This is a genomic window from Massilia sp. IC2-476, assembly GCF_020707295.1.
Classification (GTDB): Bacteria; Pseudomonadota; Gammaproteobacteria; order Burkholderiales; family Burkholderiaceae_D; genus Telluria.
The window spans coordinates 32,671-55,220 of the sequence record NZ_JAJFER010000014.1; the positions used below are offsets into that span (position 1 = coordinate 32,671).

General features: G+C 67.9%; 18 protein-coding genes. 10 read left to right on the forward strand and 8 right to left on the reverse strand.

Translation table 11 applies throughout. The annotated features are described in order from the left end of the window. The first annotated feature begins 65 nt into the window (after nucleotides 1–65). The 4 genes from LK539_RS23750 to LK539_RS23765 all read left to right on the forward strand — a co-directional run bounded on the left by LK539_RS23750 (nucleotide 66) and on the right by LK539_RS23765 (nucleotide 4,152). Entirely contained in the window at nucleotides 66–503 is a 438-nt protein-coding gene (locus tag LK539_RS23750; RefSeq protein WP_227803543.1) for an acetyltransferase, read from the forward strand. 196 nt (nucleotides 504–699) lie between these two features. Further along, on the forward strand, nucleotides 700–1,761 hold the full coding sequence (locus LK539_RS23755; protein WP_227803544.1) for a hypothetical protein: 1,062 nt from the start codon (nucleotides 700–702) through the stop codon (nucleotides 1,759–1,761). Further along, complete coding sequence (locus tag LK539_RS23760; protein WP_227803545.1) at nucleotides 1,754–2,977, forward strand: cation:proton antiporter; 1,224 nt, start codon at nucleotides 1,754–1,756, stop codon at nucleotides 2,975–2,977. The genes LK539_RS23755 and LK539_RS23760 overlap by 8 nt, the downstream gene beginning before the upstream one ends. Then, nucleotides 2,974–4,152 (forward strand): YbdK family carboxylate-amine ligase, encoded by a 1,179-nt coding sequence (locus tag LK539_RS23765; RefSeq protein WP_227803546.1) that lies wholly within the window; start codon nucleotides 2,974–2,976, stop codon nucleotides 4,150–4,152. The genes LK539_RS23760 and LK539_RS23765 overlap by 4 nt, the downstream gene beginning before the upstream one ends. A 3-nt stretch (nucleotides 4,153–4,155) precedes the next feature. Here LK539_RS23765 and LK539_RS23770 read toward each other — a convergent pair whose 3' ends face one another. Beyond that, a complete protein-coding gene (locus tag LK539_RS23770) occupies nucleotides 4,156–4,665 on the reverse strand; it encodes a MarR family winged helix-turn-helix transcriptional regulator (protein WP_227803547.1) in 510 nt (169 codons plus the stop codon). Nucleotides 4,666–4,777: 112 nt separating this feature from the next. Here LK539_RS23770 and LK539_RS23775 point away from each other — a divergent pair, with 112 nt between their 5' ends. Together LK539_RS23775 and LK539_RS23780 are read left to right on the forward strand one after the other, a co-directional pair. Then, nucleotides 4,778–7,591: an EAL domain-containing protein gene (locus tag LK539_RS23775; RefSeq protein WP_227803548.1), complete on the forward strand. Its 2,814-nt coding sequence runs from the start codon at nucleotides 4,778–4,780 to the stop codon at nucleotides 7,589–7,591. A 112-nt stretch (nucleotides 7,592–7,703) separates the two neighbouring features. Further along, nucleotides 7,704–10,193, forward strand: coding sequence for a PBP1A family penicillin-binding protein (locus tag LK539_RS23780; RefSeq protein ID WP_227803549.1), 2,490 nt, complete (start codon nucleotides 7,704–7,706; stop codon nucleotides 10,191–10,193). Nucleotides 10,194–10,250: 57 nt separating this feature from the next. On the opposite strand, the gene LK539_RS23785 is transcribed toward LK539_RS23780, so the two are convergent. The 5 genes from LK539_RS23785 to LK539_RS23805 all read right to left on the reverse strand — a co-directional run bounded on the left by LK539_RS23785 (nucleotide 10,251) and on the right by LK539_RS23805 (nucleotide 15,237). After that, nucleotides 10,251–10,781: a M23 family metallopeptidase gene (locus LK539_RS23785; RefSeq protein ID WP_227803550.1), complete on the reverse strand. Its 531-nt coding sequence runs from the start codon at nucleotides 10,779–10,781 to the stop codon at nucleotides 10,251–10,253. 82 nt (nucleotides 10,782–10,863) lie between these two features. Then, complete coding sequence (locus LK539_RS23790) at nucleotides 10,864–12,711, reverse strand: sensor histidine kinase (protein WP_227803551.1); 1,848 nt, start codon at nucleotides 12,709–12,711, stop codon at nucleotides 10,864–10,866. A gap of 111 nt (nucleotides 12,712–12,822) precedes the next feature. Beyond that, the gene (locus tag LK539_RS23795; RefSeq protein WP_227803552.1) at nucleotides 12,823–13,662 is read right to left on the reverse strand and encodes an SDR family oxidoreductase; all 840 of its coding nucleotides are present in this window, start codon (nucleotides 13,660–13,662) and stop codon (nucleotides 12,823–12,825) included. Nucleotides 13,663–13,678: 16 nt separating this feature from the next. Continuing rightward, the gene (locus tag LK539_RS23800; protein WP_227803553.1) at nucleotides 13,679–14,845 is read right to left on the reverse strand and encodes a mechanosensitive ion channel family protein; all 1,167 of its coding nucleotides are present in this window, start codon (nucleotides 14,843–14,845) and stop codon (nucleotides 13,679–13,681) included. A gap of 212 nt (nucleotides 14,846–15,057) precedes the next feature. Then, nucleotides 15,058–15,237 carry a DUF3606 domain-containing protein gene (locus tag LK539_RS23805; protein WP_227803554.1) on the reverse strand — a complete coding sequence of 60 codons (180 nt, stop codon included), beginning with the start codon at nucleotides 15,235–15,237 and terminating at the stop codon, nucleotides 15,058–15,060. A gap of 186 nt (nucleotides 15,238–15,423) precedes the next feature. Between LK539_RS23805 and LK539_RS23810 the strand changes: the two genes are divergently transcribed. From LK539_RS23810 to LK539_RS23820, 3 genes are all read left to right on the forward strand, one after another. Next, nucleotides 15,424–15,747, forward strand: a complete 324-nt coding sequence (locus tag LK539_RS23810) for a thioredoxin family protein (RefSeq protein ID WP_227803555.1) — start codon at nucleotides 15,424–15,426, stop codon at nucleotides 15,745–15,747. After that, nucleotides 15,744–17,033 (forward strand): MFS transporter, encoded by a 1,290-nt coding sequence (locus LK539_RS23815; RefSeq protein WP_227803556.1) that lies wholly within the window; start codon nucleotides 15,744–15,746, stop codon nucleotides 17,031–17,033. The genes LK539_RS23810 and LK539_RS23815 overlap by 4 nt, the downstream gene beginning before the upstream one ends. Before the next feature lie 65 nt (nucleotides 17,034–17,098). Continuing rightward, nucleotides 17,099–18,400, forward strand: a complete 1,302-nt coding sequence (locus LK539_RS23820) for an aspartyl/asparaginyl beta-hydroxylase domain-containing protein (RefSeq protein WP_227803557.1) — start codon at nucleotides 17,099–17,101, stop codon at nucleotides 18,398–18,400. Between the two features lie 13 nt (nucleotides 18,401–18,413). On the opposite strand, the gene LK539_RS23825 is transcribed toward LK539_RS23820, so the two are convergent. Together LK539_RS23825 and LK539_RS23830 are read right to left on the reverse strand one after the other, a co-directional pair. Next, on the reverse strand, nucleotides 18,414–19,220 hold the full coding sequence (locus LK539_RS23825; RefSeq protein WP_227803558.1) for a YdiY family protein: 807 nt from the start codon (nucleotides 19,218–19,220) through the stop codon (nucleotides 18,414–18,416). Nucleotides 19,221–19,371: 151 nt separating this feature from the next. Beyond that, entirely contained in the window at nucleotides 19,372–20,664 is a 1,293-nt protein-coding gene (locus tag LK539_RS23830) for an NCS2 family permease (protein WP_227803559.1), read from the reverse strand. Nucleotides 20,665–20,772: 108 nt separating this feature from the next. On the opposite strand from LK539_RS23830, the gene LK539_RS23835 reads away from it, so the two are divergent. Continuing rightward, nucleotides 20,773–21,981 (forward strand): hypothetical protein, encoded by a 1,209-nt coding sequence (locus tag LK539_RS23835; protein WP_227803560.1) that lies wholly within the window; start codon nucleotides 20,773–20,775, stop codon nucleotides 21,979–21,981. Nucleotides 21,982–22,550: the final 569 nt, after the last annotated feature.

Below are 22,550 nucleotides of genomic sequence, written 5' to 3' on the forward strand. Positions count from 1 at the left end.
CCTTCATGATAGGGTCAGAAGTGATGCGATGAGGCACAATTGCGCTTTTGTACATCCGAGCGCATATGGACACCATTCGCCTTTCCACTCCTGACGATAGCGTCGCACTTGCCGCGATCTGGCGCGCCAGCGTGCGCGCCACCCACGATTTTCTCTCCGACAGCGATTTCCGGGAGATTGACACCCTGGTCTCCGAACACTACCTGCCTGCCACCCCGGTCTGGGTCGCGCTCGACGCCCAGGGCCAACCCAGCGGATTCATGGGCCTGACCGGCGCCCACGTGGACGCGCTCTTCATCGATCCGGCCTGTCGAGGGCAGGGCGTCGGCCGCCGGCTGCTCGCGCATGCGATGGCGCTGCACGGGCGGCTGACGGTGGACGTCAACGAGCAGAACGCGCAGGCAGTCGGCTTCTACCGGCACCTGGGATTCACCGTCACGGGCCGCTCGCCGACGGACGATGCGGGCCGTCCGTATCCGCTGCTGCACATGCGCCAGGAGTGAAACCGATAAATACATTCGGACAAATAGGGTTGCATTCAATACATTTTTAGTCCATCATAGCCGCGTGGTGTCGAGCTCGACAGTCGGCACCCGATCAGCGATGAGGCGGTTGAATCCGTTTCTTTTTGTCCCCCGCAGCCTGCCGGGGGACTTTTTTCGGCGCCGCGGTCTAGCCTGCCGGCCCACCGGAGGAACCTTGAACCAGCTCTTCCCGCCAACAATTACCGTGTCCCGTATCGTCCTGGGCGCTGCCATCGCGCTTGCCGCGACCGCGCAACCAGCCCGCGCCGCCGGCAAGCCGGCAACGCCAGCGCTTCCCGCCGTGGCCGACTTCGAACGGCTCAGCGGCTCACGCGCGGGTGCTTGCCAGGCACCGCTTGATGCCCCGCTCGCCGCGCTCGGCGCCCCGGCCCTGCGCCAGTGCGCCTGGAGCCAGCGCGTCGACATGGTGTACTGGGAGGACATCCCGGACGCCCCGAACACCTGCCTGAGCACCGCCGCCATCGCCTGGCACCGCCTCGGTGCCGGCGCCCACGCCGTGCTGCGGCCCTGGAGCGGCGGCTGGAGCGGGCAGTCGCTGCAGGTCCAGTACAACGGCGTGGAGCAGGCCGGCATGGTGTGGCGCCAGGCGGATGGCCGGTGGTCGGCCGTGCTGTGGCGCTGGCGTCCCTCGGACCGGTTGCCCACCCGCCAGTGGCAACTCGGGCACTGGAAGGAGGTGCTTGCCGCCGTGCGCGCGATCGACGCCGCTAACCCGGCGCCCGCCCGTACCCCTTTGATGACGGTCTGGATGGACGCCACCAACGGCAAGCCGCGCGCCTTCGACGGCGACAGCTGGCGCTGGGTCAGCGAGGGCGCCTGCCTGGGCCTGCGCAGCGCGGGCCTCGGACAGGCCCAGCTGCACCTGCCGTATTCGCGCGACGATGCGCGCCTGGAGCAGCGCAGCGCGATGCAGGTGCTGCTGGCGCGGCGTTTCCCGGCCGCCGAGTGGCTGCGTCCCTTTACCCTGGTCGAGCCGGCCATCTCGGGCGACCGCACCGGCGCCAAGTTCCTCGCCGTGTGGAAGGAGGGCAGCCTGATGCAGGGGCAGCTGTGGATTCCGCTGAAGGGAGAGGGCGGCATCGTGCGCGCCCGCGTGGCCAGTGACTTGCCGCCGCTTGAGGCCGCTAGAACCCAGGAACTGGCCAGATCGCGTGCCAGCCTGATCGAGCGCGAGCTCGGCCGGCTGGCCCACGCCTGGGAGGCACGCCATGAATGAAGACTTGAGTACGCCCCTGTGGCTGCTGTCGCCGCTCGCGGTGCTAGGGGCCGGCCTGATGCTGGCCCTGGTGCTCGGCATGCTGCTGCAGCGCTTCAAGGTGCCCAAGCTGTACGGCGCCGTGATCGCCGGGCTGCTGCTGGGCGCCACCGGCGGCAACCTGATCGACCGTGCACTGCTGGCGCAGTTCCAGGAACTGCTGAATGCCGCCTCGGCCCTGGTGCTGTTCGAGGTCGGCCGCAAGATGGACCTGGCCTGGCTGCTGCGCAGCGGACGCCAGGGCGCCAGCCTGCTGCTGGCGACGCTGGCGCGGCTGTTAGCGGTGGCCCTTACCCTCGGCCTGCTCGGCCTGCCGTGGGGCGCGGCCATCTTCATCGCTTCGATCCTGATCGCGGTGAACCCGGTGATCGTCAACTCCATGGTGGCCGATGAGAACGCCAGCGGCACCAGCACCTTCGCCACCGCCAACATGGTGGGCCTGAGCAGCCTGGTCGCCCTCCTGATGCTGGCGGTGACGCTGGCCTGGACCCGCAGCCATGGCGTCGACGCGGTCGGCGGTTTCGGGGAGGAGCTGTTGCGCCAGGGCGGCAAGCTGGTGCTGGGCGCGGCGATCGCGCTGCTGTCCTATGGCCTGTATGCGCTGGCCACCCGGCTGTGCAAGGTGCCGGCGCGGATGCGCCCCGGCATGCTGCTGGCGGCCCTGCTCATCGACCTGGGCCTGTGCTCGATCTCGGCCGCCAGCGCGCTGCTGTCGCTGCTGCTGATGGGCCTCCTGCTGCGCAACGCCGAGCAGCGCGACAACGTGTTCCAGGCCCAGCTCGCAACCGCCCAGGACATCGGCTACGTGCTGCTGTTCCTGATGTCGGCGGCGCTGGTCGACCTGCAGCAGCTGGCCAGCGGCACGACGCTGCTGGCAGCCCTGGCGGTGTTCGCCGTGCGCATCCTTGCGACCCGCGCGGCCCTGGTCCCGGCCACGGCCTGGGACCGGAACAAGAAGCATGCGATGGCCCTGAGCATGTGCTCGCTGGTGAGCTATGGCGGCCTGGTGGTCGACACCACGCTCAACGCCTACACGGGCCTGGACACCACGTCGACGGAGCTGATGGGCGCGCTGCTGGCGCTGAACGTGCTGCTGGCCCCGGGCCTGACCTGGCTCGGGCTGCGCATGGCCGGCGAAACCTACCAGCGCGTGAACCCGGAAGGAGGACGAGAATGAGCACGAACCTGATGAACGATGCGGCGCAGGCGCTGGCGGTGTCCGGCAAGGGGCCGGCCTTCCTGCCCGACTTCAAGCCCTCGACCGTGGGCACCATGGGCATCGAGCTGGAACTGATGGTGCTCGACCGCCTGAGCTTCGACCTGTTCCCGGCCGCGCCGGACATCCTGCGCGTGCTCGACAAGCACGACAAGCCCTGGGTGCACACGCCCGAGATCACGACCTCGATGCTGGAGGTGGCGACCTCGATCCTGAGCTCCTATGGCGAGGCCGCCGAGCAGCTCGAGCACATCCGCGCCACGGTCCAGCGCGCCGCCTTCGAGGTCGGAGCGTCCGTCTCCGGCGGCGGGGCGCACCCGTTCCAGCGCTGGAACGAGCAGCGCATCTACCCCAAGGAGCGCTACTTCGAGTCCGAGCGCAAGTACGGCTACCTGGCCAAGCTGTTCACGGTGTTCGGCATGCACGTGCACATCGGCGCCGGCAGCGCCGACGAAGCGGTGCGCCTGTGCGCCTGGCTGACCCAGCGCGCGCCGCTGTTCATCGCGCTCTCAAGCAACTCGGTCTGCTGGCAGGGTGAAGTGTCAGGCTTTTGCAGCTCACGCAGCAACGTCGTCGGCGCCTTCCCGATGAGCGGCATCCAGCCGCACGATTTCCGCTGCTGGCAGGATTTCCGCGACTATTTCGCGCGCCTGGCCGGTTTCGGGATCGTCAACAGCATCAAGGACTTCTATTGGGACGTGCGGCCCAAGCCCGAGTACGGCACCATCGAGCTGCGCGTGCTGGACACCCCGCTCAAGCCCGTCCATGCGGCCGCGCTGGCCTGCTATGCACGCGAGCTGTGCCTCGAGTTCGCCGACCAGCCCGGCGCCTGGCCCGCGAACGGCAGCCGCGAGCTGTACACCTGGAATCGCTTCAACGCCGCGCGCGACGGCGTCGACGCGGGCTGGATCGACCCCGAAACGGGCATAGCGCGGCCGGTGGCGGAGGTCATCCGTAGCGACCTGGAACGCCTTGGCCGGCGCTCGCGCGACCCGGGTTTCGCCAAGGCGAAGGAACTGATCGAAGACCTGATGCGCGACGGCGGCCAGGCCGGGCTGCTGCGGCGCCACCTCGCGTCCGGCGGCGGCATGAACGACCTGGCGCGCTTTGCCAGCGAAATTTTCGAGGCGCCCTGACGTTTAAAGCTGGGACAGAGGGACCTTGCCGGCCTCGTCGTCAGCGCCGAGCTCGGCGATCAGGAGATCGAGGTTGCGTTCCAGCTGGCACAGGGTCGCGCCATCCAGGCTGGCGAGGGCGTCCGGCAGCACGCCGGCGAAGGGCATGGGGGCGCGCTGCAGCACTTCCTGTCCGGGCGGGAGCACGTGCAGCGCGACCGTGCGGCGGTCGGCGCCTTCGCGGCTGCCGCTGACGTAGCCGCGCTCGACCAGGCCGCGCACCAGGTTGCTGGCGGTCGACTGGTGGATGTCGAGTTCGCGCGCGAGGCCGGTGGCGCCGATGCCCGGGTACTGCTGGATCACCGACAGCGCCCATAATTGCGCGCCGCCGACGCCCGCTTCGCGCTCGACCTGGCGGAAGTGGGTCTTGACGGCGTTGAACACGATACGGAACTGGCGCAGGACGCGCATTGGCTGGGCATCCAGCGCGGATGGCGGCTGGGCTGGCGATGCGGGGACGGGATTTTCGGGCATGCCGCGATCATAGCGGAAATCCGCTTTGCCGGCAGCCGGGGTACTGCCGGGCCCGGCCTTTGCGCACCCGTAACGTGGCGCGGCCCCAAGCGCCTTGGGCTAGGATAGGGAAATGAAACGGCTGTTCGCCCATCCGCTGTTCCGGCGGCGGCGCATCGTGTCGCGCGCCGCCCTGGCGACCTCCCTGGCCGGCTTCACGCTGACGGCTGCGCTGTTCGGCGTGGCGCGCGAGCTGGAGGCGGAGAGTGCGCGCGTCGATTTCGAGCGCCGCGCCGCGGTGCGCACGGCGGCCGTCACGCGCGCCTTCGGCGAAGCCGTCCACGATCTGCGCGCGCTGAACCTGCTGTTCGTGGCCGGCAAGGGCGAGGTCTCGCGCGACGCCTTCGATGCGTTTGCCCAACCGCTCGCCGCCGGTAACGGCTACCTGGTCGCGCTCGAGTACCAGCGCTTTGTCGACGGCGCCGCACGCGCTGCCTTCGAGGCCGAACGTGCACGCTTCTGGCCTGGTTTCGCCATCCGCGAGCGCACTGCCGACGGGCGCCTGGTGGTGGCCCCGCCGCGCCAGCGCTATCTCGTCAACGATTACGTGGTTCCGATCGCGTCCAATGCCAGCGTGTTCGGCTACGACCTCTGGTCCAGCCTTGAGGAACGCGCCTACAGCCAGCGCGCCATCGATGCCGGGACGCCGACCGCCAGCCCGCTGCTGCGCCTGGTACAGGGCGACGGCGCGCTGCGCGGCATGCTGGTGGTGATGCCGGTGTACCGGCCCGGTGCCGACCTGTCGAGCGTGGCGGCGCGTCGCGCGGCCGTGCTCGGCCAGGCCGCCGTCGTCATCGACACCGGGCTGCTGGTGGGCGGCAGCCTGCATGCCGCGCACCTGCTGGCGGTCGACGACTTTGCGCTGACGCTGTACGGTCGGAGCAGCGCCGGCGAGCGCGTCGCGGTGTTCCACCATCCTGGGGCGCCGCCCGCGCAGTCCGGCCTCGAGCGCTGGCTCGGCGAAGGGCCGGACGCCATCACGACCCGCTTCGACGTCGCCGGATCGCAGTGGGAAATGCGCGCGGTCCGCCTGGCGCGTGGACTCGACAGCCAGGTCGGCTCGCTGTCGATCCTCGGCTACGGCAGCGTGTTAAGCCTGGCAGTCGCCTTCCTGGTGCAGCAGCGCAGCGCGCGCACGCGGCGCATCGAGTCGCTGGTCGAGCGCCGCACGGCCGACCTGGCCCTGACCGCCGGGGCGCTGCGCCTGCACCAGCGCGCCATCGAATCGGCCGCCAATCCGATCCTCCTGATCAGCGCGACCCGCCCGGGCTACCCGATCGAGTACGCCAACCCGGCCTGCGAGCGCATTCTCGGCTATGGCCCGGGCGAACTGGCCGGCAGGCCGCTCGCGGCCCTGGCGCGCGCCGACAGCGAAGAGCCCGGACTGGAAGAGCTGCGCCAGGCGCTCTACGAATGCCGCAAGGCCCATGCGCTGGTGCGCCAGGCTACCCGCGACGGCCGCGAACTGGTCAGCGAGGTGTATATCGCGCCGGTCAACAACGCCCAGGGGGCGACCGAGCATTTCGTGGTGACCACCTACGACGTCACTGTCGCCAAGCGCTACGAAGCCGAACTGGCGCACCGGGCGCGCTACGACAGCCTGACCGGCCTGGCCAACGGGGCGCTGCTGCTCGACCGCATCGAGCGCGCTCTCGCGACCGCGGGCAACGCCCCCGTGTGGCTGGTCGCACTCGACATCGACCACTTCAAGCTGGTCAACGACACGCTCGGCCGCCGCATCGGCGACGAGGCGCTGCGCGCGATCGCGGCCCGCGTGGCCGCGTCGATCCGCCAGGCCGACACGGCGGCGCGCACCGGCGGCGACAACTTCATGCTGGTCCTGGTCGGCTATGCCGACGAACGCCAGGCGGCGGCGCGGGTGCAGGCGGTGCGCGACGCCATCGGCGAAGCCTTGCAGATCGAGGAGCACACCCTGGTGTTCGGTTCCAGCGCCGGGGTGGCCGGCTATCCGGCCGACGGCCGCGATCCGGAAACTTTGGTCAAGCACGCCGAGCTGGCAATGTACCGCACCAAGCAGCTCGGCCGCAATGCCGTGCACTTCTACGCGCCGCACATGAATGCGCATGCCAGCGACCGCCTGGCCCTGGAAGGCGCCCTGCGCGGGGCCTTGCGCGAGGACCAGTTCGAGCTGTATTTCCAGCCCCAGGTGGACCTCGGCAGCGGCAGGGTGGTGGGCACCGAGGCCCTGATCCGCTGGCGCCATCCGCACTTCGGCACCGTCCGGCCCGAGCGCTTCATCGCGCTGGCCGAGGAGACCGGGCTGATCGTGCCGATCGGCGCCTGGGTGCTGCACACCGCCTGCCGCCAGAACGTTCGCTGGCAGCGCGCGGGCCTCGGGCCGCTGCGCATCGGCGTCAACCTGTCGGCGCGCCAGTTCGCCGAGCCCGACCTGGTGCAGACCGTGCGCAGCGTACTCGACGAGACCGGCCTGCAGGCCGATTCACTCGAAATCGAGCTCACCGAGAGCATGATGATGGCCGACGTCGAATCGGCCATCGAGACCATGCACTGCCTGAAGGCGATGGGGGTCAAGCTCTCGATCGACGATTTCGGCACCGGCTACTCGAGCCTGGCCTACCTGAAGCGCTTCCCGGTCGACGTGCTGAAGATCGACCGCTCCTTCGTGCACGACAGCGTGCTCAGCCGCGACGGGGCGGCCATGGTGGACGCCATCATTTCGCTGGCGCACGGGCTGCGCATGCAGGTGATCGCCGAGGGCGTCGAAACCCTGGAACAGCTCGACTACCTGCGCGGCTGCGGCTGCGACGAGGTCCAGGGCCACATCTACGCGCGCCCGGAGCCGGTGCAGATGGTCGAGCCGCTGTTGCGCCAGGGCAGGGTGGAGCCCAGCCCGGTCCAGGCTTGAGCACGCCGCGCAAGCCGGACCGTGGTGGCGGCGCCGGTCAGCTATACTTGCTCCAAAGTCAAGGCGCACACGCAAGGGCGCCGCACCCGCATTCGCAGCAAGGATTTCTATAGTGGACCAGGAAGAAAAGACCGATACCCAGCCGCGCCCGGAGGGAAGCGCCCAGGATGCTTCGCGCCGCGCCGCGCTCGGACAGCACGGCCGGCGCCTGTTCGAAGGCGCCCGCGGCCGCGCCCAGGCCGGGTATTCGATGGCGCAGGCGCGCCTGCGCGACCGGTCGCGCGCCGAACAGGTGCTGCTCATCGGCCTGTGGACGGCGGCGGCCGGCCTGATGGCGTTCTTTCTCTACCTGGTGCTCCTGGTTCCGCTCACCCCTGGCATCGACGACCTGCGCCAGGCCAGCACGGCGCGCCCCAGCGTCATCCTGTCCGCCGACGGCAAGGAGCTCGGCACCTTCGAAAAAGGCCTGCAGGAGCGGGTCAAGCTGTCGCAGATCTCGCCGCACGTGATCAAGGCCCTGATCTCGACCGAAGACCACCGCTTCTATGACCACCACGGGGTCGACTTCCGGCGCGTGGCCGGCGCGCTGGTGGCGACGCTGAAGGGCGACGCCCAGGGCGGCTCGACCATCACCCAGCAGCTGGCGCGCAATATGTTCCCGGAAGAGATCGGCCGCGCGCGCAGCCTGAACCGCAAGATGAAGGAACTGATCACCGCGATCAAGATCGAGAACACCTACAGCAAGACCGAGATCCTGGAAGCCTACCTGAACACGGTGCCTTTCCTCTACAACGCCTACGGCATCGAGATGGCGGCGCGCACCTATTTCGGCAAGCCGGCCGCGCGCCTGGACGTGCTGGAAGCGGCCACCCTGGTGGGCATGCTCAAGGGCACCCACTACTACAACCCGGTCGCCAATCCCGAGCGCTCGAAGGCGCGCCGCAACGTGGTGCTGTCCCAGATGGCCAGACACGGCGCCTTCAGCGAAGAGCGCTTCCGCCAGCTGGCCAAGCGCCCGCTGCGGGTGCGTTTTGCGCGCCTGAACGACCGGAGCGGGAAGGACGACCACTTCACCGCCTACGTGCGCAAGTGGCTGCTCGACTGGGCCGAAGAAAACGACTACGACCTGCAGCTCGACGGCCTGGTGGTGCACACCACGCTCGACATGGAACTGCAGGCGGCGGCGGTGAAGGCGGTGGAACGCCAGTCCAACACGCTGCAGGCGATCGCCGACGTCGAATGGGCCTACCAGGGCATGCCGCGCTCGACATCGAGCGGCATGTACACCTCGATGCGCGACGAGGTCGATCCCTTTGCGTATTACTGGAGCTCGCACGCGCGCGAACTGGACGCCTTTGTGCGCGAAAGCGCCGAATACCGGCGCGCGGTGGAAGACGGCGAAGCCCCGGCCGAGGCCCTCAAGCGCTTCAAGGGCGACCGCAGCTTCATGCGTGAGCTGAAGGCGGCCAAGTCGCGCCTGGAAGCGGGCTTCGTGGCGATGGATCCGCACACCGGCGAGGTACGCGCCTGGGTCGGCAGCCGCAGCTTCGAGCGCGACCAGTTCGACCACGTGGCCCAGGCCCTGCGCCAGCCCGGCTCGACCTTCAAGCCGATCGTCTACGCCGCCGCGCTGGAAGCGGGCATCCCGCCCGAACAGACCTACCGCGACGTGGTGCAGGACATCCGGGTCGGCGGCACCGTCTGGCGTCCGACCGACATGTCGGGCTCGAGCGGCGGCATGATGAGCATGCGCGACGGCCTGGTGTATTCCAAGAACACCATCACCGCCCAGGTGATGCAGCAGGTCGGCGTGGACCCGATCGTGCGCCTGGCCCAGGGCATGGGCATCCGCCAGAGCAAGCTGTCGGCCGTGCCTTCGCTTGCCCTGGGCACCAGCCCGGTGACCCTGCTGGAAATGGTCAGCACCTATAGCACCATCGCGGCCCAGGGCGACTACCGCAAGCCGGTATTCGTGCGCCGGATCACCGACCGCGAGGGCAAGACCATCGCCGGTTTCGCGCCGGAGGCGCCGCAGCGCGCGCTGTCGCAGGATGCCGCGACCACCCTGATCGACATGCTGCGCGGGGTGGTCAACCGCGGCACCGGCGGCGGGGTGCGCTACCGCTTCGGCATCTACGGCGACGTGGCCGGCAAGACCGGCACCACCCAGAACAATACCGACGGCTGGTTCATCCTGATGCACCCGAACCTGGTGGCGGGCGCCTGGGTCGGCTTCAACGACAACCGCGTCAGCATGCGCAGCAGCTACTGGGGGCAGGGCGGCCATAATGCGCTGCTGCTGGTGGGCGACTTCATGAAGTCGGCCTTCGAAACGGGCAGGCTGGACCCGAACGCGCTGCTGCCGGGCGGCCGTCCGCCGCCGCCGCGCCGCGTCGAGGAGCCGGAAGAGTATATCGAGGAAGGCCCGGGCGAACTCGAGATCGAAGGCATGTCGCCCGAGTCCGAAGTGCCCGACCCGGCCCCGATCGAGGACGAGCCGGCCCCGAGCGAGCCGCCGCCGGCGCCGGTCCAGACCGCGCCGCCTCCTTCATTGCCTGAGGTGCCGCCGCCTCCGCCGACCAATGGCGAGGAAGTGTTGTAGGGTGGGCGGGTTTTCCCGCCCACGCGGTGATCGCTGAAAGCCGAGTTCTCGCGTCTATCAGTGTTGCGCCGGTCCGTCCTTGAGCAAGGGGTAGGGATTGACCGCGCCATCCATGCCGTAGACGCCATAGTGCAGGTGCGGCGGCGTGGTCCTGGCGTTGCCGGTATTGCCGACATAGCCCAGCACCCGACCCTTCTCCACCCGCATGCCGGGCGCCACGTCGGAGTAGCGGTCGAGGTGGGCGTAGTAGTGGCGTTGCCCGCCCGGTCCCAGCACCCATACCACCTGGCCGCCGAGGCGGTTCGATCCCACCCGCAGCACAATGCCTTCGGTGGCGGCCTGCACCGCGGTGCCGCGCTTCGCAAAGATGTCGATCCCTTCGTGACGGCGCCCCTCGCTGCGACTCGCATGCCAGGTGTCGCGCAGCTGCCTGGGACGCACGCCGGAGACCGGCATGGCCAGCACGCTGGGCGCCGGCATCGCGGTGAGACGCATCGCATACACGGCGTGACGCAGCCAGGGGCCGAGCAGGCCCCAGGCGGCGAGGAGTATGACGGCCAGCAATAGACTGCGCAGAAGGCTTCGCATGGTGCCTGGTCCCTATGTGCCCGAATACCGTACAGATATGGGCGGGTACACGGATTCCCAGCCCGCGCGCTTGGCGCGCGCTTCAGGCCGGGTCGAGCGTCGGCTGGGCAGTAACGGGATGGGGGCCGCCGGCGCCCGCTGCCTCGCGCAGCGGAAACACCACGGTGAAGGTACAGCCCTTGCCATGGCCGGCGCTGTGGACGGCGACCTTGCCGCCGTGCAGCGCGCTGAGTTCCTTGACGAGAGCCAGGCCGAGGCCGAGACCGCCCTGGGCGCGGTCGATGCTGGTCGGGCCCTGCACCAGCACGTCGAAGATCACCGGCAGCAGTTCGGGCGCGAGGCCGACGCCGGTGTCGCTGACTTCCACCATGACCTGCCTGCCGTCCACGACGCTGCAGCGGACCGCGATGCTGCCGCCGACCGGGGTGTACTTGATGGCGTTGTGCAGCAGGTTGTCGACGATCTGTTCGAGGCGGGTCCGGTCGCCGTCGACCCAGCTTGGGGCCAGCGCGACTTCCCACTGGTGGTTGCCGGCGTCGACCAGGCGCTTGGCTTCGACGCAGGCGCGCAGGACCTCGGCCAGGTCGACCGGGGCGCGCTGCAGCACGATCTTGCCGGACAGGATGCGCTGGACGTCGAGCAGGTCGTCCACGATGCGGGTCAGGTGGCGCATCTGGCGCCGGCTGATCTCGCGCGCATTGGCGGCCAGTTCCGGCTTGACGTTCGGCATCTCGAGCACGCTCATGGCGCCGGAGATTGCGGCCAGCGGATTGCGCAGCTCGTGGCCCAGCATGGCCAGAAAATTGTCCTTGGCGCGGCTCTGGGCCTCGGCGCTGCGCCGGGCGCGCTGCTCGCTCAGCAGGAGCTGTTCGCGCTCGTGCTGCAGGGCCTGCCGAGCCGTGCTCTCGCGCACCAGGGCTTCGCTGGTGAAGTGCAGGCCGTCGAGCAGGGCGTCGACTTCGTCAACCTTGGTCGGACGCGGCCGCGCGATGGCGCCGCGCGCCAGCGAATTGGCGACGCTGCCGGCCTGCTGCAGGGCGGCCGAGAGCTTGTTGCCGAAGAAGGTGGCGATCAGGACCGCCATGCCCATCAGGAGGACCAGGGCCACGGTGGCATAGGTGGCGGCGGTACGAGCGGCCGCTTCGATGTCGGCCACCGGCACGCCGATCACGACGGTCCAGCCGCTCACCGCCGCGCGCGTGTACACGCCGTAGACCTCGGTACCTTCGTGGGTGGTGTGGCGCAGCACGCCGCTGCCGGCATGCAGGGCCGCGGTGCGCATGTCAGGATGCATGGGCTTGCCGGCCGCCTGGGCGCCATGGTTGCGTGCGATGGCAATGCCCTTGGCGTCGAAGACCCCGACCAGCCAGCTCGGGTCGAGCGCGCTGCTGGCGAACACGCGCTCGAAGTAGCGGGCGTCGAAGATCTGGCTTACCACGTGGCGCGTACCTGCGCCGGGGGCGGACGGCATGTCGACCGACACCACGCCGCGCTGCGAAGTGGAGCCGACGAAGTAGTTGGTGACGCGGGGCTTCCCGTCGCCGAGCACCTGGTCCACGAAGCCGAGGTTGGAGCCTTTCAGCGGCGTGCCGAAGGGGCGCAAGGTATTGAAGATGACCTGTTTGTTTTCGTCGACCAGCGTGGTCCAGGACAGCGCTTCGCCTTCGTTCAGGCGGGTCGCCAGCCGGTACACGCGCGGATAATTTTGTTCAGACAGCGCTTCGGAATTGGCGATGACGCGCAGCAGCGCTTCCTTGACGGCGATCTCGCGGTCAACGAGCAGGGCGGTGGCTCGGGCCGTTTCCTGCACCCGGTGGATGCGCGACTCGCGCTCCCAGTCGAGCAGCATGGACACGCCGATCCAGAACGCGAGCGCCACCGGAACCAGGATGGCGGCCGCCATCAGAAACAGGTAGGTGCGGGTTTTCATGCGGGCATTGGATCGGCAAACTCAAGGGCCGCCATTGTGAAATGGCAATGGGGGCAAGCTTATCAGAAGCGCCACCCCTGCGCTTGGCTTTCTTCATCCACGCCCGTGGAACTACAGGATCGGCGTGCCTCCGGTAACGGCGATGCGCGCACCCGAGATGTAGCTGGCCTGGTTCGAGGCCAGCAGCACGTAGACCGGGGCCACTTCCGCTGGCTGGCCGGGCCGCTTCATCGGCACCTGCTGGCCGAAGCTTTCCACCTGGTCGGGCGGCATGGTGGCCGGAATCAGGGGCGTCCAGATCGGCCCTGGCGCCACGGAATTGACGCGGATACCTTTCTCCGCCAGCAGCTGGGCCAGGCCGGCGGTGAAGTTGGCGATCGCGCCCTTGGTGGTGGCGTAGGCCAGCAGGGTCGGCCTCGGGTTGTCCGAATTGATCGAGGTGGTGTTGATGATCGACGAACCCGGCGGCATGTGCCGCACCGCCGCCTTGCAGATGTGGAACATGGCTGTGATGTTCACCTTGAAGGTGTAGTCCCATTCCTCGTCCGGGATTTCCTCGATCGAGTCGTGGGTCATCTGGAACGCGGCATTGTTGACCAGCACGTCGATGCGGCCGAATTCCTGCACCGCGCGTTCCACGATGGCGCGGCAGTGGGCGGCGTCGGCCAGGTCGCCCGGCACCAGCACCGCCTTGCGTCCCGCTTCCTCGACCAGGCGCGCGGTCTCCTTTGCATCCTCGTGCTCGTTGAGGTAGGCGATCAGGACGTCCGCGCCTTCGCGTGCAAAGGCGAGGGCGACGGCGCGACCGATGCCGCTGTCGCCGCCCGTGATGACCGTTGCCTTGTCCTTCAGCTTGCCCGAGCCGACATAGCTGGTTTCGCCATGGTCGGCCTTCGGGTTCAGCTGCGATTCAAGACCCGGCGGTTGCTGTTGCTGCTTCGGCTGGTTCATCGTGTTTCCTTCCGTGTCAGTGTTTCACGTAGCGTGGCTGGGTGTCGCCGCGCGCGTCTTCGTTCGCGGCCGACTCGGTGCTGCGCACCCCGCGCCCGTCCGGCGCTTCCTGCAGCAGCACGTGCTGGGCGCGCGGCGCCGTCGAGATGCCGAGCTCCTCGAACATCTGCATGGCGTCGAGGTTGATTGCCTGCTGGGTGTCCATGTACAGGTTGTAGTCGACGTCGAGCATGGTGTAGACAATCTCGTACTCGATCCAGTTCTGGTCCACCGTCTTGAGGTGGGCGCGGTCGAAGCGCACCTTGTCACGCTTGCCGATGATCTCGCCCAGCAATTGCGGCACGCGCGCGGCCAGCTCGCGCGGGGTGGTCGGGCTGGCGCGCAGTGTGAACTGGATCCGACGCGTCGTCATGCGGCGGTAGTTGTAGACGGTTTGGCGCAGCAGTTCCGCATTCGCGATGATGATCTGTTCGCCGCCCAAGGCGCGCACGCGAGTCGTCTTCAGGCCCACGTGCTCGACCGTGCCTGAAAAGTCGTCGACCGTGATCGAGTCGCCCACCTCGAAGGGCTTGTCGACCGCGATCGACATCGAGGCGAACAGGTCGCCCAGGATGTTTTGCACCGCCAGCGCGATCGCCACGCCGCCGATGCCGAGGCTGGCGATGAAGGTGGTGACATTGATGCCGAGGTTGGACAGCATGGCCAGCACGAACACCACCCAGACCGTGGTCTGCAGCAGCCAGATCACGACCGTATGCGCGACGGTGACCTGCTGGTCGACGCCACCCGGCTTGCGGCCGTGGGTGAGGAAATAGCGGCGCGAGCCGATTTTCACGGCGCGGTGCAGGAACATGGCGATCTGGATGCCGAGCGTGAAGAACCACAAGTGGCTCAGGCGCGTATTCCAGGGTTCGGGCAGGTCCAGCACCGACAGGCCGATCAGGATGGCAGTGGCGATGATGGCCAGGGTGCCGGTGCGCGCCAGGGTCTTGCTCAGGATCTGGGCCAGGGTGCCGTGCCGGCGGTCTTCGCTCAGGCGTCCCAGGCGGCGCCGGAACAGGATCAGGCCGCCGTGCATGAGCGTATAGCTGGCCAGGGCCGCGCCGAGCGCGAACAAGGCGTTCGCCAGCGTGATGTCGAGCGAGGCGAAGAAATTGTGGATGTTTGCGTAGAAATTATTCAAACCGGACTCCTGTAACGGGCCGGCGCCGGCCGCGCGTGCCGGAAAAGACGGGTGGGGCATGCGGCAGGCGGCGCACGGGTGCAGCCGCACCGGTGGCGGTGCTGCAATGACGCGGACCTGGGTTGAGCAGGTTCGCGGAAAGACGGGCGAAGCGGGTGCTGCGGACCGGGACCTGCAGTGCAGGCCCCGGCGCGGGCCATGCGGCCCGTGGATCAGTGACGCTTCAGGTGCTCGCGCACGGCTTCAGCGCTCGGGCCGACCTGCTTGACGGCGCGTTCCAGCTCTTCCTTGCTCACGCCCAGGGCTTCGGTCCAGTGGCGCACTTCCCATTCCTCGTTGACATTGATGCGGGCACGGTCTTGCGAGCCACGGTTTTGCAGGTTGTCAGACATGATTGTCTCCTTGTTCACATTTACCTGAGGCCAGAGTGCCAGCCCCGACCGAAGTGTTCCGTACGGTGTTTCACGTAAGAGGCGCTTATCGACCAGGAATCGACCCGCAGGGCCGTGCCAGTGGCAACTTTTTGAGGTACGCTTGCAATATCAACACCATACCGGCAACAAGAGGAGGAGACCCGCATGTCCGCACCCTATGAAACCGCCCAGCCCGAGCGCAGCGCCGTCGACGCCATGCCGGGCACCGTGATGCTCGATTTCGGCGCCAACTGGTGCGGCTACTGCCGCGCCGCCGAGCCCCTGATCGACGAGGCCGTATCCGGCAACGGGGCTGTGCGCCACCTGAAGGTGGAAGACGGCCCGGGCCGGCCGCTCGGACGCTCCTTCCGCATCAAGCTGTGGCCGACCGTGGTCGTACTGAAGGACGGCCAGGAAGTGGCGCGCGTGGTGCGCCCGGTGTCGAGCGACGAAGTGCGCGTGGCGCTGGCCCAGGCCGGTGCAGCATGACCGGTCCAGCAAGCCACGTACCCGCCAACAAGCCGCGCACCGTCCTGTTCGCGAGCCTGATCGGCACCACCATCGAGTTCTACGACTTTTATATCTATGCCACCGCCGCGGTGCTGGTGTTTCCGCGGCTGTTCTTCCCGGCCGCCGACCCGGCCGCCGCCACGCTGCAGTCGCTGGCCACCTTTGCCATCGCCTTCTTCGCGCGCCCGGTGGGCTCGGCCGTGTTCGGCCACTTCGGCGACCGCATCGGCCGCAAAGCCACCCTGGTGGCAGCCCTGCTCACGATGGGCATCTCCACCGTCCTGATCGGCCTGCTGCCGACCTACGCCTCGATCGGCACCTTGGCGCCGCTGCTGCTGGCCCTGTGCCGCTTCGGCCAGGGCCTGGGCCTGGGCGGCGAGTGGGGCGGGGCGGTGCTGCTGGCGACCGAGAACGCGCCGCCGGGCAAGCGCGCCTGGTACGGCATGTTCCCGCAGCTGGGCGCCCCGATCGGCTTCTTCCTGTCGGGCGGCACATTCCTGCTGCTGGGCCAGCTGATGCCGGACGAGGATTTCTTCAGCTACGGCTGGCGCATTCCCTTCCTTGCCAGCGCACTGCTGGTGCTGGTGGGCCTGTATGTGCGCCTGAAAATCACCGAAACGCCGGACTTCCAGAAGGTGCTGGACCGCGGCCACCGGGTCAAGGTGCCGGTGCTGGCGGTGCTGCGCGAGCACCGGCGCGCCCTGGTGCTCGGCACCATCATTGCGCTGGCCACCTTCGTGGTGTTCTACCTGATGACGGTGTTCGCGCTGAGCTGGGGCACGACCAAGCTCGGTTTCTCGCGCCAGCAGTTCCTGACCCTGCAGCTGGTCGCCGTGGTGTTCTTCGGCCTGACCATCCCGCCCTCGGCCCTGCTGGCCGACCGCCACGGGCGGCGCACGGCGATGATCCTGGTCAGCGGCGCGATCGCCCTGTTCGGGCTGCTGTTCGGGCCGCTCTTCGGCGCCGGCACCCTGGTGGCGGTGGGCAGCTTCATGGTGCTCGGCATGTGCCTGGTCGGCTTCACCTATGGCCCGCTGGGCACCCTGCTGGCCGAGCTGTTCCCGGCCGAGGTCCGCTATACGGGGGCGTCGCTGACCTTCAATTTCGCCGGGATCCTGGGCGCGTCGCTGGCCCCGTATATCGCGATGTGGTTGGCCACCAACCATGGCCTCGCCTGGGTCGGCTACTACCTGACGGCGGCTGCGCTGCTCAGTCTGCTGGCCTTGCTGGCGGTCGGCGGCAAACCAACGCGCGCGGAGGTGTAAATACTGCTTGCGGGAATGCATATGCTTGTACCAAAATGCTTCGATACATATGCATTTGGGAAATCATGCAGCAGGCAGACCTCCAGCAGATCGCAGCGCTCGAACGCGAAGCGCAGCAGGCTTCCTCCCGGGGCGACGCGCGCCGCGCCGGCCAGTTATGGCAAAGCATCCTGGGGCGCGCCCCCGACCACCCGCGCGCACTGCGCTCGCTTTCGCACCTGGCTTTCCAGGGTGGCGACCTGGCGCAGGCCCGCAAGCTGCTCGATCGTCTGGTCACGGTCGACGGACGCGAGGTGCAGCAGTGGCTGAACCTGTCCGTGGTCTGCCTGGCGATGGGCGACGAAGCTTCGGAAGAAGCGGCGATTCGCGGCGCCCTGACGATCGACCCGTATGACTTGGTGGCCCTGGTGCTGCGCAGCCGCCTGTGCATCCGCCAGGGGCGGCGCCAGGAGGCGGCCGGCGCCTGCGCCGCGGTGGCGGCGGTGGCGCCGCCGCTGCACACGATTGCGCCCGACCTGCAGCCGGCGGTGCGCGAAGCGCTCGACTGGCATGAGGCCTACCAGCGCGAGTTCGGCGCCTTCCTCGACGATTACCTGACACCGTTCTACCGCGAACTCGGTGGCGAGCACGGCAGCCGCGAACTGCGCCGTTTCCGCGAATCGGTGGACGTGATGACCGGCCGCAAGCGCCGCTACGATCCCCAGCCGCAGCTGTTCCATTACCTGGGCCTGGCGCCCACGGCCTTCTTCGAGCGCGAAGACTTTCCCTGGCTCGACGAGTTCGAGGCGGCGACCGGCGCGATCCGCGACGAGCTGCTGGGCGTGATGACCGGGCAGGATGGCTTCACGCCCTATATCAACTATTCGGACGACCAGCCGCTGGCCCAATGGGCCCAGCTGAACCGCAACCTGGACTGGAGCGCCTTCCGCCTGATCGACAACGGTGGGCCGGTGGAGGAGAACGCAGCGCGCTGCCCGCGCACGATGGATCTCTTGGCGCGCGCGCCCCAGCCCGACCAGCCCGGCCGCACCCCGAGCGCGATGTTCTCGATCCTGAAGCCGCGCACCCGGATTCCGCCGCATACGGGCGTGAGCAACGTGCGCCTGGTGACGCACCTGCCGCTGGTGGTGCCGCCGGGATGCGGGTTCCGGGTCGGGAACGAAGTTCGCGAATGGGAAGTGGGGAAGGCCTGGGTGTTCGACGACACGATCGAACACGAAGCCTGGAACGACAGCGGGGAACTGCGCGCGGTGCTGATCTTCGATATCTGGCACCCGCACTTGTCCGCCGCCGAGCGGGCGATGATCACGGCCATGGCGGCCGGGATCAATGCCTTCACGAAGACCGGCGGCGGCTACGGCCTGTGAGCGCGGCGCGGGCTCAGAACGAATAGACCATCGTCAGCGAGGTCTGGGTATCCGTGTTCTTCTTGCCGGGCGTGACGCTGGTGTCGTTGCGGGCGCTGAAGCCGGCCTTCATCTGCATCGTCGAATTGATCTTGGTGCTGAGCGAGGCCTCGGCGACCGAGCGGGTATTCGAGGTGCCTTTCTCGACGCTGACGGTCTGAGCAAAGAATGCCGAAGGGCTGACGCGCCAGCGGAACTGGGCCGCGCCGCGCACCGTCAGGCCGCTTTCTTCTTCACCGGTGGCGCGCTCGCCCGCGAAATAGCCCGGGCCGATCTCGACGTCGAGGGTCTGGGTGCCGTTGTTGAGCCACTGCGATCCATGACCGACCGCGAAGGAGGAATAGCGGGTGTAGGCGCCGAAGCGGTCGATGACGTGCGAGCCGATCACGAAGGCGCGTCGGCCTTCGCCCAGCAGCTTGAGCGAGGCCTTGGCCGAGGCGGCGAAGCGCTCGGCTGATTTACTGCGCTCGATGTTGCCCTCGTCGTCCTCGTATTCGTCTTCCTTGAAGAAGCCGCTCACGATGAATTCGTGGCTCCAGTGCGCCGTCTCATGGCGGGCGTCGATCTTGCCCGTGACCGAGGTGCCGGTGGTGTTGCCCGAGGTCGTGATGGCGCCCAGTTCCGCCGAGGTGAACCAGGCGCCTTCGGCAAGCTGGGGCCGGCTCACGGAAAGTGGTGCATGCACGTCGCCGACGGGCGGCATGTCGATCTCGGCCAGGGCCAGGCCGGGGAAGCTCAGACTGAGGGGCGCGCAGAGTGCCAGGAAGCGGAGAGGTTTCATAAGCATCGTGTTGCCGACAAGATGCGCGACATTGTAACGCAAAGACGGCAGGAAACGATGCTTTCCGACACATTTATCGTAGGGTGGGCGGCTTTGCCACCCACGCGGCGAGCTGCTGCCTGTCACGGCGTGGGCGGGGAACCCGCCCACCCTACGTGCCGATATAGACGATCTTGAATGTGAACAGCGCGGCAATCACCCACACCACCGGCGCCACCTCGCGCGCGCGGCCGGTGAGCAGCTTGAGCACGGCGTAGCTGATGAAGCCGAAAGCGATGCCTTCCGCGATCGAGAAGGTGAAGGGCATCACCAGGGCCGTCACGGCGGCCGGGATGCTCTCCGTCGAATCGCCCCATTCGACTTCGCCCAGGTCGGACAGCATCAGGCAGGCCACGAACAGTAGCGCTGGCGCGGTGGCATAGGCCGGGACCACGCCGGCCAGCGGCGCGATGAACAGGCAGGCCAGGAACAGCACCGCCACCGTCAGCGCGGTGAGGCCGGTGCGCCCGCCCGCCTGCACCCCGGAAGCGCTCTCCAGGTAGGCGGTGGTGCTCGAGGTGCCCAGCACGCTGCCGGCCACGATGGCGCCGCTGTCGGCCAGCAGGGCCTTGTTGAGGCGATCCATCTTGCCCTCGACCAGCAGGCCGGCGCGGCGCGCCACGCCCATCAGGGTGCCGGTGGCGTCGAACAGCTCGACCAGGAAGAACACCAGCACCACGTTCAGGATGCCGACTGATAACGCACCCTGGATGTCGAGCTGCAGCAGGGTGGGGGAGATCGAGGGCGGGGCCGAGAACACGCCCTTGTAGGTATTCCCGCCGAAGAAGAAGGACAGCACTGTCACCAGCACGATCCCGATCAGGATCGCGCCCTTTACCCGCAGGCGGTCGAGCGCGACGATGGCGAAGAAGCCGACGATGGCCATGACCGCTTCCGGCTTGTGCAGGTCGCCGGCCTTGACCAGGGTCGGTTCGCTGGCCACCACGATGCCGGCGTTCTTCAGCGCGATCAGGGCCAGGAACATGCCCAGGCCGACCGTGATCGCGACCCGCATCGATTTCGGGATGCCGTTGACGATCATGCCGCGCAGGCCGAGCAGGGAGACCAGGATGAACAGGCAGCCCGAGATGAACACCGCGCCCAGCGCCGCCGGCCAGGCCACGCCCATGCCCAGCACCACCGCATAGGCGAAGTAGGCGTTCAGGCCCATCCCGGGCGCCATCGCGATCGGGTAGTTGGCGTACAGGCCCATCACCGCGGTGCCGAGGGCGGCCACCAGGCAGGTGGCGACGAACACCGACTCCTTGGGCATGCCCGCATCCCCCAGGATCGAGGGATTGACGAAGATGATGTACACCATCGTCAGGAAGGTGGTCAGGCCGGCCAGCAGTTCGGTGCGCACGTCCGTGCCGCTTTGGGTGAGCTTGAAGAATCGGTCGAGCATCGGGGGCTCCCAGGTTGTCTTGGCTGAAGCATAACACTGGGAACAGGGTGCGCGCGCCCCCATGACAATGCGCTAACATGGCATCTCCAACATTACAGAAACACGTTCATGCCCAAGAATAAGCGCCCGCTGCCCCGTACCTCGAACAACCCGCGCGAGCCGGACACTGCACACCTGGCCCAGGAACTGGCCGACCTGGCCCTGGCCATTGCCGAGCGCGAGGAAGCGCCCGGCTTTGGCAGTGCCGACGAACGCGAGGAAGAACTGCTGGTCTCCGTGCGCAAGCTGCTGCGCAAGAAGCGCGACGAAGCGCTGTACGAGGCGATCGAGCTGGCGCGCTACACCGATCCGGAAGCCTGCCGCCTGCTGCGCGGGCGCATCGAGGAAGAAGCCGCCAACCTGCGCCTGCGCCGCGACGACGGCAGCGAATACGAGATCGACGCCTTCCTGATCCCGCTGTTCGTGCGCAGCCCGGGCGGCCTGCAGGAGGGGCAGGGCTTCCAGGACGCCGAGGCCTTCGAGCTGCTCGCCAACAGCTTCCATCCGGCCGGGCTGGAGAGCGCCGGCGGCAAGCTGGTGCTGCTGCAGCACGCCTACGACCTGGCCGAGATCGACCACATCTCGTACTCGACCCTGCAGGAGATGCTGCGCGAAGCGGCGGCTTCGCTGTTAGAGAAGAAACTGCAGCCGGCGCCGACCATCGAAGCCAGCATCCGCGGCTGGACCGGCGAACGCTTCGCGCCCGACGAGTCGGCGCTGGAACTGCGCTTCCTGCTGGGCTTCTCGCTCAAGCGCACGGACGACCCCTTCTATGCGGTGCCGGGCGACGAAGCCGGCGCCGATGCCTGGTACGCCGCACGCGAGGAGCGCTACCGTGCCTGGACCCGGGGCGCGGCGCCCCTGGTGCGCCGCCTGCTGGCTGCCGACCCGGACGCGATCCACGTCGACTTCCTGTACCAGGACCTGTTCTACGGCGCCAAGGAGCAGGGGGTGAGCGAGCTGACGACGCTGGGCATCCTGTCGGACGTGGCGCGCACCCTGAGCGAGAAGGACCTGGCGCCCGACCGCGTGCACGCCGCGGTGGCGCCGCTCGACGGCGGCGAACACATCACCCTGCGCATCAACCTCTACGCGCTCGACGGCGGCAGCCCCTGGGGCAGTGTCGACAGTCCGGTCGACCTCGCCGCCGACCTCGGGGCCGAGATCGACAACCTGTGCGACGCGCTGCTCTCGCTCGGCCTGGAAGGCGTATCCATCGCCGAGGGCTTCAGCGAGGACGGCCACCCGGAAGGCGCCGAACCCTACCAGCCGGAGTAGGGCGGGGCGGATGGGTTGGGTATGGGCCGCTTTCCTACTACCTCGACAGTAGCCGCAGGGCCGCGGGCTGCCCTGTCCGGCGCACGCTTCCCAGAATGAAAACCGCGCATTGCGTGGATTGCCTCGGGTCGTTTCCGGGGCATTTTCATGCTCGAGGACGGTAAAAAACGCGTTGACTTTTCGTAGTGGTTCTTCTTGTATGGATGTAGGAAGCGCCCTACACAAGTTCACCCGACCGTCAGCGCTCCTCTATGAGAGCGCCGTGTAACATCTGGTTGCAATATTTCCCATTAAAAATATTGCAATGCATAAATGAAAATATTGGGAAATTTGCATGTTACGATTCGGGGGTCCGGTGCGCTGATACGCGTTTCCGGGGACTGGCACTGAGAGAAAAACCTGCCAGGCTTTGCCAACAACTATAGCGCCCCGAAGGCGAAATGAATTGAATATGCCGACCTTGATCGTGTTTTGCCACCTCCGTTGGGACTTCGTTTTCCAGCGCCCACAGCACCTGATGACCCGTCTGGCGGAACACTACGATATCCTGTTTGTCGAGGAACCGGTGT

Coding starts and splice junctions, on each gene's coding strand:
- LK539_RS23750 (WP_227803543.1), top strand. CDS start 66: ATGGACACCATTCGCCTTTCCACTCCTGACGATAGCGTCGCACTTGCC.
- LK539_RS23760 (WP_227803545.1), top strand. CDS start 1,754: ATGAATGAAGACTTGAGTACGCCCCTGTGGCTGCTGTCGCCGCTCGCG.
- LK539_RS23765 (WP_227803546.1), top strand. CDS start 2,974: ATGAGCACGAACCTGATGAACGATGCGGCGCAGGCGCTGGCGGTGTCC.
- LK539_RS23770 (WP_227803547.1), bottom strand. CDS start 4,665: ATGCCCGAAAATCCCGTCCCCGCATCGCCAGCCCAGCCGCCATCCGCG.
- LK539_RS23775 (WP_227803548.1), top strand. CDS start 4,778: ATGAAACGGCTGTTCGCCCATCCGCTGTTCCGGCGGCGGCGCATCGTG.
- LK539_RS23785 (WP_227803550.1), bottom strand. CDS start 10,781: ATGCGAAGCCTTCTGCGCAGTCTATTGCTGGCCGTCATACTCCTCGCC.
- LK539_RS23790 (WP_227803551.1), bottom strand. CDS start 12,711: ATGAAAACCCGCACCTACCTGTTTCTGATGGCGGCCGCCATCCTGGTT.
- LK539_RS23795 (WP_227803552.1), bottom strand. CDS start 13,662: ATGAACCAGCCGAAGCAGCAACAGCAACCGCCGGGTCTTGAATCGCAG.
- LK539_RS23805 (WP_227803554.1), bottom strand. CDS start 15,237: ATGTCTGACAACCTGCAAAACCGTGGCTCGCAAGACCGTGCCCGCATC.
- LK539_RS23810 (WP_227803555.1), top strand. CDS start 15,424: ATGTCCGCACCCTATGAAACCGCCCAGCCCGAGCGCAGCGCCGTCGAC.
- LK539_RS23815 (WP_227803556.1), top strand. CDS start 15,744: ATGACCGGTCCAGCAAGCCACGTACCCGCCAACAAGCCGCGCACCGTC.
- LK539_RS23820 (WP_227803557.1), top strand. CDS start 17,099: ATGCAGCAGGCAGACCTCCAGCAGATCGCAGCGCTCGAACGCGAAGCG.
- LK539_RS23825 (WP_227803558.1), bottom strand. CDS start 19,220: ATGAAACCTCTCCGCTTCCTGGCACTCTGCGCGCCCCTCAGTCTGAGC.
- LK539_RS23830 (WP_227803559.1), bottom strand. CDS start 20,664: ATGCTCGACCGATTCTTCAAGCTCACCCAAAGCGGCACGGACGTGCGC.
- LK539_RS23835 (WP_227803560.1), top strand. CDS start 20,773: ATGCCCAAGAATAAGCGCCCGCTGCCCCGTACCTCGAACAACCCGCGC.